Annotated in this window: 9 protein-coding genes; 3 read left to right on the plus strand and 6 right to left on the minus strand. The window is 42.3% G+C overall.

Annotated elements, in window-relative coordinates; all coding sequences use genetic code 11:
* Positions 1 to 9 precede the first annotated feature (9 nt).
* The 3 genes from DWX23_RS07865 to DWX23_RS07875 are packed head-to-tail and all read right to left on the minus strand — an operon-like array spanning position 10 to position 3114.
* The gene (locus DWX23_RS07865) at positions 10 to 1032 is read right to left on the minus strand and encodes an efflux RND transporter periplasmic adaptor subunit (protein WP_122374173.1); all 1023 of its coding nucleotides are present in this window, start codon (positions 1030 to 1032) and stop codon (positions 10 to 12) included.
* 39 nt (positions 1033 to 1071) lie between these two features.
* Entirely contained in the window at positions 1072 to 2463 is a 1392-nt protein-coding gene (locus DWX23_RS07870) for a TolC family protein (protein ID WP_122352970.1), read from the minus strand.
* 33 nt (positions 2464 to 2496) lie between these two features.
* On the minus strand, positions 2497 to 3114 hold the full coding sequence (locus DWX23_RS07875) for a TetR/AcrR family transcriptional regulator (protein ID WP_122352971.1): 618 nt from the start codon (positions 3112 to 3114) through the stop codon (positions 2497 to 2499).
* Positions 3115 to 3351: 237 nt separating this feature from the next.
* Here DWX23_RS07875 and DWX23_RS07880 point away from each other — a divergent pair, with 237 nt between their 5' ends.
* Positions 3352 to 4254 (plus strand): AraC family transcriptional regulator, encoded by a 903-nt coding sequence (locus DWX23_RS07880; RefSeq protein ID WP_122352972.1) that lies wholly within the window; start codon positions 3352 to 3354, stop codon positions 4252 to 4254.
* A gap of 9 nt (positions 4255 to 4263) precedes the next feature.
* On the opposite strand, the gene DWX23_RS07885 is transcribed toward DWX23_RS07880, so the two are convergent.
* A complete protein-coding gene (locus tag DWX23_RS07885; RefSeq protein WP_122352973.1) occupies positions 4264 to 4782 on the minus strand; it encodes an HdeD family acid-resistance protein in 519 nt (172 codons plus the stop codon).
* An 804-nt stretch (positions 4783 to 5586) separates the two neighbouring features.
* Between DWX23_RS07885 and DWX23_RS07890 the strand changes: the two genes are divergently transcribed.
* On the plus strand, positions 5587 to 6597 hold the full coding sequence (locus tag DWX23_RS07890; RefSeq protein ID WP_122374072.1) for an AI-2E family transporter: 1011 nt from the start codon (positions 5587 to 5589) through the stop codon (positions 6595 to 6597).
* A gap of 113 nt (positions 6598 to 6710) precedes the next feature.
* On the opposite strand, the gene DWX23_RS07895 is transcribed toward DWX23_RS07890, so the two are convergent.
* Entirely contained in the window at positions 6711 to 9050 is a 2340-nt protein-coding gene (locus DWX23_RS07895) for a beta-galactosidase (RefSeq protein ID WP_122374174.1), read from the minus strand.
* A 156-nt stretch (positions 9051 to 9206) separates the two neighbouring features.
* On the opposite strand from DWX23_RS07895, the gene DWX23_RS07900 reads away from it, so the two are divergent.
* On the plus strand, positions 9207 to 11252 hold the full coding sequence (locus DWX23_RS07900; protein WP_122374073.1) for a M13 family metallopeptidase: 2046 nt from the start codon (positions 9207 to 9209) through the stop codon (positions 11250 to 11252).
* A gap of 75 nt (positions 11253 to 11327) precedes the next feature.
* Here DWX23_RS07900 and DWX23_RS07905 read toward each other — a convergent pair whose 3' ends face one another.
* On the minus strand, positions 11328 to 12623 hold the full coding sequence (locus tag DWX23_RS07905; RefSeq protein WP_122352976.1) for an NCS2 family permease: 1296 nt from the start codon (positions 12621 to 12623) through the stop codon (positions 11328 to 11330).
* Positions 12624 to 12632 lie beyond the last annotated feature (9 nt).

A 12632-nucleotide genomic window follows, 5' to 3' on the forward strand; every position in this document is an offset into this window, starting at 1 on the left:
TATTATTTCTTACTTGTCAATTTCTACTTCCATTCCATTAGTCAAACGGTTCTGACCGGTTATTACCACCTGGTCGCCATTTTCTACGCCGGATACGATCTCATATTTGTTTCCCATGCGGCGTCCCAGTTCTACCTTCTGGTAGGATACTTTTCCATCTTTGTAAACATAGATGTAGCGGTCACCCGATCCGGATTGTTTTACAATGGACTGGTCCGGTGCAACTACGTGGTTGCGTGCTCCGAAGTTCATGGTGGTACGGGCAAACATTCCCGGACGTACACGTTCGTCGGCGTTGGCAATCTTAATCTCTACCGGGAAAGTACGGGTGGAGGAGTCGATGGTCGGGTAGACCAGGCTTACTTTGCCTTTGAATACTTCGTCGCCATATACATCCAGCTTGATATCTACCTCATTGCCTTTCTTCACTTGTGTGAAATAACTTTCGGAAACATTTACGAACAGTTTGACCGGGCGGATCTGTTCTACTGTATATATAGGATTGCCACCGCTGTACATATCGCCGCTGTCGTAATTACGGGCAGTGATGATACCGCTGATCGGACTTAGCAACTGAGTGTTATCCTGCAGGTTCTTATAACTTGCGCGGCTTACGTCCAACTGTGTTTTCTGGGCATCCCAGGCCGATTTGGAGGCTCCGCCGACTTTATACAGTTCGTCGATGCGCTTAAATTCAATTTCCTGATTGTCCAATTGTATTTTGGCCTGTTTCAGGTTTGTTTCGTCCATCTTGACAAGTACCTGGCCTTCTTTTACATGGTCACCCACTTCTGCGAACAGCTTCTCAATACGAACCGGAGACTGAGGCGCAATGTTGTTCTTTATATTTGCCTCTACGGTTGCAGTAAATTCCGCCAGCTGGTCTACATCCTGAGCCGATACCTGCTCAATCTTCACTTTTACTTTTTCATCATGGGTATCTGCCTCAGAGTCTTTCTTTTCACCTGTACATGACATCAGCAGGGCTAATGTTACGAGCGGTACAACTTTCAGCATTTCACGTGTTTTCATATTGTAAACTGTTTTTATTTTTGTTCTCATTCTTGTTTCTTAATTCGTTTGTTCCTGACCTAAGACTTTTTCCATATCCGATTTAGCTACCATATAATTGTAGATGGACTGGTTCAGATTCAGCTTCGCTTGTGTCAGTGCCAGTTCCGCATCGTTCATTTCAAGCAATGTACCGGCTCCTGTGTCATAGCGTTTCTGGGCGATCTTATATCCTTTGTTTGCCTGTTCGACACCTTTCTGGGCGGCATCGAATTGTTTCACGCAGGTTTTCATATTATCCAGATATTGTTTGATAGCCAACTGCAGGTTGCGTTTCGTATCGTCGCGCTGCAAATCCATCTGATGCATGGATACCTGCGTCTGCTTGATCTTATGATATTTGCTGCCTCCGGAAAAGATAGGGACCGTAAGCGATACACCGACAATCGAGTAAGGAGTCCAGTTGTAGTTCTTGAACTTGAAATCATTGTTCATGGCATTCCACTGGTACATACCTGTGAGCGATAATGTAGGCAGATAGTCGAACTTCTGCATGGTCAAAGTCTTTTTCAACTGTTGCATCTGCAGATCGATCTGTTTCAAATCGGTGTTGCCAGCCAATGTCGTATCGGTTGCCATATAGTCCGCAAACAGGACCGATTCGAAATCAGCCAGTTCTCCTTCGCAGTCGATAGCCATTTCCAGATCCATTCCCAGGAGTGCCTTTAATTGCCATTTAGCCAATGTCAGCGAGTTTTCTGCCTGGAGCATATTCGGTTCACTGTTCTTTACGGTCACGTCTGCACGGATCAGATCGTATTCGGCTACCGTTCCCTGGTCATATTTCTTTTTGATATCCAGATAGTTTTCCATCGCGTTGTCATAGCTTTCCTTGAAAACACGATAAGAATCGTTTGCCAGTAAAACGGCATAGAAGCTTTTCTTGACCTGATTTACCATCGATATTTTGGATGACCGTGCCTGCTCTATAGACAGTTCCACGTCGAGGGCGGATATACTGAGGCTTTTCCATAATGTAGCGTTGACAAGGGGCATCGATAGATTGAAGCCGGTAGTCCAGTTGTTATCACGGCCAACCTCAATACCTTTGCTCATATCGATACCTTCCATACCAGGCGTCGGTTCGTCACTGCCGCCACCCATATCGAAACCATCCATATACATCACCTGCTTTTTCAATGTGCGGGTATAATCGGCTGTAAAATTAATCTGAGGGAACAGAGCGGCATATGTACCTTTCTGTGCATACTTTTTCTTTTCGATCTCTTTGTCAGCGACTTTTACGGTCGGGTTTTCACTTAACGCTATCTCCAATGCTTTTTCCAGGTCGAGCTTCAGGACATCCTGTGCTTTCACCGTAGAAAAGACCAGAGAAGGCAGCAACATCATGACTACCCACATCATCTTCTTAGTAATTAATACTCGTTTCATTTAAACTAGATTTGATTTTGAATAAAATTCCTATTACTCTTCACTTAATAATATGTCCTGCGAGTGTTTCAAAGCATAACGCTCCAAAATCGTCAGGCCTTTCTCTGTGCATATACCCCGGAGGAAGGTAAACAATACCGTCTGGAATACTTCTGCCACCGAATGGTTCAGAAATGTTTTCGACGGGCGGATCATTTTCAATTGTTCTTTTGCCAGCAAAGCTAATATTTCGATATTTACATCTTTTTGGAAAACACCTTCTTTAGCTCCCCGATTAAGTAACTTGATACATCTTTTAGTGAAATCCGCTTTGTCTTTCTCAACCTGTTCCAATGCTTTCGGATAACGTTTCAGATCATCATAATATTTTTTATTGTACCAACGGGGGCGTTTCATAAAATCTTCGTAGAACAGGACGAAAACATCGAGAGCCGTGTATGGACCTTTTTCCAGTTCGGCAAGTGTGCTTCGCATGCTATTATTATAGGATTTGATAGCTTCCTGTAATAATGTTTCCTTGTCTTCGAAGAATTCATAGATCGTACGTTTTGAAATACCGATATTCCGGGCAATATCGTCCATGCTCACACTCTTGATACCGTATTGTGAGAACAGATCCAATGCCGTCGTCATAACTTGTTCTTTTGTCATATTTATTTTTTTGAATCATCAGCCATTATGCTCGGTGACAAAGTTCTGTCTAATTTAGAAAACTCAAAAGGTTTATTCTGTTACAGGATTGGTTTGAAACGAAAGATGTTTTTGATAAATAAAGGTTTATAGGTAAAAAAAACATCTGAATTGGTGAAAAATGAAACAAATTCCTTGCGGGATTGTAAACAATACCTATCTTTGTGCAGACTATAATGATGAGTAAAATATAAAATTATGGAAAATCTCCCTTTAATAAAGTTCGCAGAGTTAAATAGGGGTATAATAATTCGCGACAGTTTCCAGGATATATTTCTGATAGCCGATATTGATGGTAATCAGGGAGTTGATGATCAGGAAGTGTATGAACATACTATGCCGATGCGATTGGATGCACTGTTGATGGTCCTGGTGTTGGAAGGCTCTTCGGAAATAGCATTGGATTATGTCCCTTATACTATAGGAACTAATAGCTTTACTATTATTATGCCGACGCATACGATACAACTCAATAAGATCAGTAAAGATTTTAAAGGGAAGCTTTTGGTTATCTCCCGTGAATTTCTTGATGAATGTAATACGGCGAAGCGTAGCCCTTCAATGGCTAATTATATGCAATTGAGAAAAAACCCCTGTACGACTTTCGAACCGGAGGAAACGGAGTTAGTAGACAATTACATCGAGTTGCTGAGGACTAAAATAAAGAACCGGACTCATTTTTTTCAGAAAGAAGTGATGCAGAATTCTTTTGTCGGGTTCCTTCTGGAGATTGCCAATATATTTATGGGAAAAAAAGATGGTCTGTTAATGCCGGCTCTTTCCCGTAAAGAAGAACTTTTCGAACAGTTCCTTCAATTGCTGTTTGAACATTGTAAGGAGCAGCATGTGGTTACTTTCTATGCAGAGAAGCTTTTTATCACTCCGCAATATCTGTCTTTGATCTTAAAGGAACTGACCGGAAAATCTGCTAATAAATGGATTGACGATGCATTGATCGTTGAGGCGAAGATCTTGTTGAAGGCTCCGCAGGCAACTGTGCAACAGGTTGCAGACATTCTGCATTTTTCCGATCAGTCTACATTTGGAAAATTCTTTAAAAAGCACATGGGTATTTCCCCGATGGAATACCGCAAGTCCTAATCTACTCTTTTATCTTTGGCGGAATTTGTACCAGTTGATTAATTCTATGACTCCATAGAAGATACTGGCTACGCCAAAGATAACGAATGTGTTAGCCGCAGCTCCGAACGGATAGGCGATGATCATGATACCTGTCAATAAGATCAATGCCGGCATGATATAGAAGCCTAACGGTACTATACTCCATTTGCGGGCGGATACCAGCATGGCTATTTGCTGAATTCCGGCAATGACCAGTAATGCTCCCAGAATATACATTAATATATTGACAAAAAATTCCGGCATGACCACGAGCCATGCCCCGAATAAAATACTTCCGGCTCCGTCGATGGGGAACATGGGAGAGGGCTCACCCTCCACTTTTTCCCTTGTGAAGTAGTTCAGTAGAGAAAATATTCCCGGTATAATAAAACAGATACCGATCGCAATTACCAGGTAGGTAATAGCTGCTTCCGGCCATAAAACCAATACAAACCCCAGAATCATAGCAAATGCGCTTCGCAGGACTGAGTTGTTAATTCTTTTCATATGAGTATATTTTAATAGTTCTTTATATATAACAACGAAGATACACTAATTTCTTTTATACTTGTGGAAAATTTGGATGGTTTTTATTGCCGGTGGTTTGTTATGTATTGTTTCATACATCAAGAATGATGTTTGGGCTAGTGTTTACGAATGGATATATAATATCGCTTATTTGTGTCAAATGGATTTTATATTCTCAAAATTGCTTACGTGTATATTGTCCGGAATAACAGTTTTAGAGAAGTCTTTAATACATTATTTAATATATACCTTTCTGATTCCCGATTTTTTCGTCCAATTGAATTTAGTTTAAATAAAAATCCATCTCGTTTTAAACGAATTTTTTTTCATTTTAAATGAAATAGGGGTTCGGTTAAGCAGAAAAAAGTGTTAAATATGCTTTATTCCTGATGGGTTTGTTCATTTTGTTGTCTCTTATTTTATGTTTTTTGGCATGTTTCTTCTACGGATGATGTCCTGGAGTTGACTGAAATAATCTTTAGTGTATCTTGTGAAAAGTGATATTTAAGAATAAATAGCTGTCATATATTGAATGTATCTATTAAAAAGAAGTCTTTATTCTTCTTGGGTGATTCAATTTGATAAAATCCAATATCTGGAGAATCGTATAAAATTGCCAGTGTATGTTCCCGGGTCTTATATTCAAGTAATGAAATACTTAAATTGTCATTTTGATATTTTGTTATGATAACCTTAACAACTCCGGCAAATAATTTGTTTTATATAAAATGACCGGAAGTTATGAATTTAAATAGGATGTCGAATATTATATTGTAAACAAATATGAGCTTGAAAGAATCGTACTGGAAATATTCCCTGATTACTATTATCGTGGTGATGGGAATCATACTTTTTATTGAATTTACTCCGTTCCTGGGAGGTATATTAGGAGCATTCACCATCTATATTTTATTGAGAAAACAATTGCAATACCTGACGGAAAAGAAACGTCTGAATCGTAGCCTGGTAGCTATCCTGTTATTGCTGGAAACTATTTTATGTTTTCTTATTCCGTTATCCCTGGCTGTCTGGCTATTTGTCAATAAGTTACAGAATATAAACCTGAATCCTTCCGAACTGGTCAGTTCTTTTGAACATATCGCTGATCTGATCCGGCAGAAAACAGGTTATGACTTGCTGGAAAAGGATAATATAGCATCCATCGTATCGGTGTTGCCTAAAATCGGCCAGGCTTTGATGGGAGGGATCAGCGGCTTTGCCGTGAACATTGCTGTTCTTGTCCTTATTCTTTACTTTATGCTGATCGGAGGAAGTAAGATGGAGACATATATTTATGATATCCTTCCTTTCAGTAAAGAAAATAAACGCGAAGTATTGAAAGAGATCAACATGATCGTAACCTCCAATGCGATCGGTATTCCTTTGCTGGCTATTATTCAAGGTGCTATTGCGATGGTCGGGTATTGGATATTTAATGCGCCGAGTCCGTTCCTGTTCGGTTTTCTAACCTGTTTTGCGACTATTATACCGGTGGTTGGAACGGCTTTGGTCTGGTTGCCGCTTGTCGTTTATATGGCTTTGACCGGAGACTGGGTGAATAGTCTGGGATTGGTAGTCTATGCGTTGATCGTTATAACGAATGTAGACAATCTGATACGTTTCGTCCTTCAGAAGAAAATGGCGGATACTCATCCGTTGATTACCATTTTCGGCGTAATCATCGGACTGTCTTTGTTTGGTTTTATGGGGATTATATTCGGACCGCTCCTGATCTCTGTCTTTATACTTTGCTTCAGCATGTTTAAGAAAGAATACTTGGATAAAGATAGTTGACAGTTGACAAGTGACAGTTGACAGTTATTTCGGCTTTCAGCCGATTTATAGAGCGCGAAGCTAAACTGTCACTTGTCAACTGTCATCTGTCAACTGAAAAACAACGGGCCGTTTTAATAACTGAACGGGGTCATTTTCGCGTACGCTTTATAATCTTTGATCATTCCGGGATAACCCTCTTCTGCACGGGGCAGGTAACGGAATCCGGATATTGTTACGTTTTCACGCAGATCGATAACCACTTGATGAGGATATTTTGCTCCTCTGGCTGTGCTCCAGTAAGTTGACTCTTGTAAATCGAATATCTTATCGGCAGTGAAATTTCCGCCGGATGTCTCTTCGCTATCCGCATAAGCAATTTTCCAATGCTGGCGGGAGAGCGGTTTACCGTTTTCATCCAGCAAATAAAATTCGGCAAGAGCGGCATTATCTTTTCCGTCTTGTGCGTTCATTGCTTCCAGGCAGAAGTGACGTGCCTGAACAGGTGCATCGAATTTTACTTCCTGCCAGCCGTTACCGGCTTTTAAAGATCCTTGTCCGACAGGTTTTTCGTTTTTCAGGTTCAGAACTTCTCCTTCTTTACGGTTGGTAAGTGGCGATTCCGGGCGTAACATGTCGAGGATCGGAGTCTTCAAACCTTTAATAGCCGCTTTTTCAGGTCCTTTCAGGTCGAGGACGATAATTTCATTTTCCCCTTTTTTAAGCCAGCATCCCGGCATGAATAAAGTTTGCTGGGGACCTATTTCCCAAAAACGTCCCATGGCCTTTCCGTTAACCCATACCATTCCTTTTCCCCATGTCTGCATGTCCAGGAATACGTCGCCGGGAGATTCGATATTGAAAGTGGCACGGTAGTAAGCAGGACCGTCTACCTTTGTTCCGGGTACATATTTTTTATTTTCTGCAAATGAATAATCCACAGGCAAGTTGTAAATCTGCCAATCTTTTAATTCATCCGTAGAAGACTCGGTGATAAGTGCCACTTTATTTGTGATACCTTTCCGGTCATGGATCGCTTTGTCGAAATTAACACGTCCCATTGCTTCGATAAGGATGTCCAATTGAGCTCCGGCAGTGGTAGCCGGTAATTTGATCGTGAATTCTCCGCGACGGCGGTCCAGACGACCGATCAATTTGCCGTTTATGAAAACCTGTGCCCAGTCGTGTACCTCGTCTATCAATAAGGTCGTGCCTGCTTTGACGGCCGGTAAGGTCGTACGGTACAGGATGCTGCCCCAACCCTGGTCGAATTGTTCCATCGGTTTGATGTCGTGGCTGGTTTTGGGTTCCGGTAAATTATCAAAAACTAAAGCCGTTTCTTTTAGTTCGAATTCCGGGATTTCAATAACCGGGAATGCTTCCGGAATATCGGACTGTACTTCTCCCGGTTCCATATAATTTGCCATAAATTCGCGTAACTTGTAATATTTGGGAGTGGCCCAGCCGGCCTCACTGATCGGAGCATCGTAATCATACGAGCTGCACATGGCCGAGTAGGCAGGGCTGTTTGCACCTCCCCAATGTCCGAATGTCGTACCTCCGTGCGTCATATATAAGGAAAAAGAGATATTGCGGTCCAGCATATCTTTCAGACCGGCGATCATTGTTTCTGCATCGCGTGTCTCATGTTTTCTTCCCCAGTGGTCGAACCAGCCGCTCCAGAATTCACTACACATCAACGGTGTGTTCGGGCGGACTTCCTTCAGTTTTTTGAATTGTTCCTCGATATTGGCTCCTGTGCCGAAGTTGACGGTCCAGACCAGATCGTCGAGTGCATTGTTCAGGAAGTTGGAACTCCAGTCACATTGGAATAGTGGCACATCTGTGAACCCGGCCTCACGCAGAATATCGCGGTTCTTGGCTATATAAGACTTATCCGTTGCGTATGAGCCGTATTCGTTCTCGACCTGTACCATAATAATATTACCGCCTCGTGTGATCTGCATATCAGCCAGTTGTTTTCCGATCTCATTCATATAGATACGTGTACGTTCGATAAAATAGGGATCGTTGGTACGCAGTTGTATGTCTTCTTTTTTAAGTAACCACCAGGGCAGTCCTCCCATTTCCCATTCAGAACAAACGTACGGGCCAGGACGGAGCATGATATACATACCCTGTTTCTGTGCCAGGCGGCAGAATGCCGCAATATCGTTTTGTCCGCTGAAATCAAACTCTCCGGGTTTCTGTTCATGGATATTCCAGAAAGCATAAATACAGATGGTGTTCATGCCCAGAGCTTTGCACATCTGTATGCGATGTTCCCAATATTCTACGGGGATTCGGGTGTAATGAATTTCGGCAGCCTTTATAACGAACGGCTTTCCATCCAGCAGGAATGTTTTGTCTCCGATTTCAAAGGAGCTGTTACCACCGGATTGGTTTTTGCATCCGGACAGTACGCAAATTAACATGAACATTAGAAATGTTACGGTCTTCATAAGGTGATTCATGATAAAAATTAAGTTTATAAATATTTTCCGATGGTAAAAGTAGGTAAAAAAAGAAAGATCAGAGGTATAATAATCGGTCATATTAGGCTAAAATCGGTTCTATTTATCTGAATTTATGTACCTTTGCGGCATAATTCAAGTAAACGTTGAACAAAAATGAAGAAGTTAATAGTAATTCCGTTGGTTGCTGCCGGTATGATGGCAATGACGGGGTGCAGTAAATCACCTGTGAAGGAAACTGCAAAAGTGGACGCTATCAATCTGGCAAATCTGGACACAACAGTAGCTCCCGGTACTGATTTTTATGAGTATGCCTGTGGAGGATGGATAAAGAACAATCCTCTTAAACCGGAGTATTCACGCTTTGGAACATTCGACCAGCTGAATGAAGATAATCAGGAACAATTACGTACTCTTATCAATGAATTAGGAACAACTCCGCAGGAAGACGGAAGTGTTGCCCAGAAAATCGGTATGTTGTATGAAATGGGTCTCGACAGTATCAAGTTGAATAAGGACGGAATGGCCCCTGTCAAAGAACAGCTGGAAGCCATCCAACGCCTGGGAACAAAAGCGGATGTTGCTAAAATGGTCGCCGTTCTGCATAAAGAGGGAATGGCTCCTTTCTTTGCTTTGTTTGTCGATGCCGATGAAAAGAACAGTTCGATGAATATCGTTCAAATGTATCAAGCCGGTTTAGGCATGGGCGACCGCGATTATTACCTGCTTGACGATGAGGCAACGGTGAAGGTCCGTGATGCTTATAAGCAATTCATCAAACAACTATTTACTTTGACCGGAGCATCTCCGGAACAGGCAGATGCAGCAGTAAATGCTGTGATGAAAATAGAAACCGGCATTGCTGAAATTTCTTTTAGCCGTGAGGATCTCCGCGATACACAGAAGAATTATAATAAGATCAAACTGGAAGAATTTAAGGCCAGGAATAATCCTTTGGACTGGGATGTCTATTTCGAGAGCATGGGTTTGATGGAAATAGAATATCTGGATGCCAAACAGCTTCCGTTCTATGACGCATTGGGTGAATTTATGAAAAATGTATCCATCGACGAACAGAAATATTATCTGGCATTCAACTTGCTGAATGCGGGAGCACCCTACCTGAGCGATGATTTTGTATCTGCCGAATTTGATTTTTATGGAAAAATAATGTCAGGAAAACAGGAGCAGAAGCCTCGTTGGAAACGCTCTTTGTCAACTGTGAATGATGCTTTGGGTGAGGCTGTAGGCCAAATGTATGTTACTAAATACTTCCCGGCTTCTTCCAAGGAGAAGATGTTGGAATTGGTAGGTAATTTACAGAAAGCTTTGTCGGAACGTATTGCCGGTCTTGAATGGATGAGCGATGAGACGAAGGTGAAAGCACAGGAAAAACTGTCTGCTTTTGTCGTAAAGATCGGTTATCCGGATAAATGGCGCGATTATACGGCATTGGAGATCAAAGACGATTCTTACTGGGCAAATGTATGCCGTTCAAATATCTTTGAAATGGATTATATGTTGCAACAGGCTGGAAAGCCGGTCGACAAAGCTCGCTGGGGAATGACTCCGCAGACAGTGAATGCTTATTATAATCCGACAACAAATGAAATCTGTTTCCCTGCCGCTATCCTGCAACCTCCTTTCTTCAATCCGGAAGCCGACGATGCTGTCAATTATGGAGCTATCGGTGTGGTGATCGGTCATGAAATGACACATGGATTTGACGACCAGGGACGTAACTACGATAAAGACGGTAACCTGACCGACTGGTGGACTCCGGAAGATGCTGTACGGTTTACAGAACGTGCCGACCGTTTGGTACAACAATACGACAATATCATCGTCGTAGACAGTGTTCATGCCAATGGACGTTATACTTTAGGTGAAAACATCGCCGACCAGGGTGGTCTGTTAGTTTCGCATCTGGCTTATCTGAATTCATTGAAAGGAAAAGAAACTCCGGCTCCGATCGACGGGTTTACAAACGAACAACGTTTCTATCTGGGATATGCAACCCTCTGGGGGCAGAATATCCGTCCGGAAGAGATCCTGCGTTTGACTAAGATCGACCCGCATTCTTTGGGTAAATGGCGTGTAAATGCAGCTTTACGTAATATCGATACTTTCTATTCTGCATTCGATATTAAAGAAGGCGATCCGATGTATATGATGCCGGCTGAACGGGTAGTGATCTGGTAACACTGATATATAAAAGTAGAAAAGGGGATGATCTTATGCAGATTATCCCCTTTTTTATATCTGGAAAATATTCTCTTATGCAAATATGAATTTCAATAAGAACAGGACAGCCAGTATATACATCGTAATACTGATATCCTTGTGCTTACCGCAGAATAATTTTATCAGCACGTAGCAAAGCAACCCTAACACCATTCCGTCGGCGATGGAGTAAGTAAGAACCATCATTATAATGGTAATGAAAGCCGGAAGCGCTTCCGACATATCTTCCATATCTATCTTGGAGATCGAATCCATCATGAAGACGCCGACAAGGACTAAAGCCCCGCTTGTTGCCGCACTGGGAATAAGCAGGAACAACGGTGCAAAAAACAACGCCAGGATAAACAGTAAACCTGTTACCAGGGATGTGAAACCGGACCGGCCGCCTTCTGCGATACCTGAGGCACTTTCCACATACGTTGTAATGGTAGAGCTACCCATCATCGCCCCGATAGTAGTACCTATCGCATCAGACATCATCGCCTCTTTCACATGTGGGATATGTCCGTCTTCTCCCATAATCCCGGTCTTGGAAGCCAAACCGACCAATGTTCCTACCGTATCGAAGATATTCATGAACAATAGAGTAAAGATCACGACTGCCATATCCAACGTGAAGAACTCGGAAAAATCGAATTTGCAGAAGGTAGGCTCCATCGAATGAGGCATGGAAACAGGAAGGAACCCCTCCGGTATTTCCGTCACCCCGAGTGGTATGCCGATCAGGGTACAGATCAGGATACTGTAGAACAAGGCCCCTTTTACCTTCTTGACAATCAGTATGCCACTTAATAATATACCGACCATCGCCAGAACAGAAGATGGTGTAAAAGCCCCGAACATCACGAAGGTTGCCGGGTTTGACTCGATGATCCCTGCATTTTTCAATCCTATGAAAGCGATGAATATACCGATCCCCGATGATATAGCATAACGCAGATTCATGGGGATACTATTGAGTATAAGCTCCCGGATATTAAGAAAGGTAATAAGGATAAATATCACGCCCTCTACAAACATGGCTGTCATGGCTGTCTGCCAGGTATATCCCATCCCCTGAACCAAAGTGAATGCAAAAAAAGCGTTCAATGCCATGCTCGGAGCTTGTGCGAACGGTAGTTTTGCCATGAAAGCAAGGAGAAGCGTCGCTATGGCGGAGGCTAATGCCGTAGCTGTGAAAACCGCACCTTTGTCCATGCCGGTTGTACCGAGGATAGACGGATTGACAGCTAGGATATAACTCATTGTAAGGAATGTAGTAATGCCGGCAATGACTTCCGTTCGGATTGTCATGGTCTGTTTATCAAACCCTAATAGTTTTTGTATCATACAACTTTA

Origin of the sequence: Parabacteroides sp. AF18-52 (genome assembly GCF_003479145.1) — a bacterium.
GTDB classification, from domain to species: Bacteria; Bacteroidota; Bacteroidia; order Bacteroidales; family Tannerellaceae; genus Parabacteroides; species Parabacteroides faecis.

Excerpts from the sequence above, each read along its gene's own strand:
- DWX23_RS07865 (WP_122374173.1), bottom strand. The coding sequence starts at position 1,032 with ATGAAAACACGTGAAATGCTGAAAGTTGTACCGCTCGTAACATTAGCC.
- DWX23_RS07870 (WP_122352970.1), bottom strand. The coding sequence starts at position 2,463 with ATGAAACGAGTATTAATTACTAAGAAGATGATGTGGGTAGTCATGATG.
- DWX23_RS07875 (WP_122352971.1), bottom strand. The coding sequence starts at position 3,114 with ATGACAAAAGAACAAGTTATGACGACGGCATTGGATCTGTTCTCACAA.
- DWX23_RS07880 (WP_122352972.1), top strand. The coding sequence starts at position 3,352 with ATGGAAAATCTCCCTTTAATAAAGTTCGCAGAGTTAAATAGGGGTATA.
- DWX23_RS07885 (WP_122352973.1), bottom strand. The coding sequence starts at position 4,782 with ATGAAAAGAATTAACAACTCAGTCCTGCGAAGCGCATTTGCTATGATT.
- DWX23_RS07890 (WP_122374072.1), top strand. The coding sequence starts at position 5,587 with ATGAGCTTGAAAGAATCGTACTGGAAATATTCCCTGATTACTATTATC.
- DWX23_RS07895 (WP_122374174.1), bottom strand. The coding sequence starts at position 9,050 with ATGAATCACCTTATGAAGACCGTAACATTTCTAATGTTCATGTTAATT.
- DWX23_RS07900 (WP_122374073.1), top strand. The coding sequence starts at position 9,207 with ATGAAGAAGTTAATAGTAATTCCGTTGGTTGCTGCCGGTATGATGGCA.
- DWX23_RS07905 (WP_122352976.1), bottom strand. The coding sequence starts at position 12,623 with ATGATACAAAAACTATTAGGGTTTGATAAACAGACCATGACAATCCGA.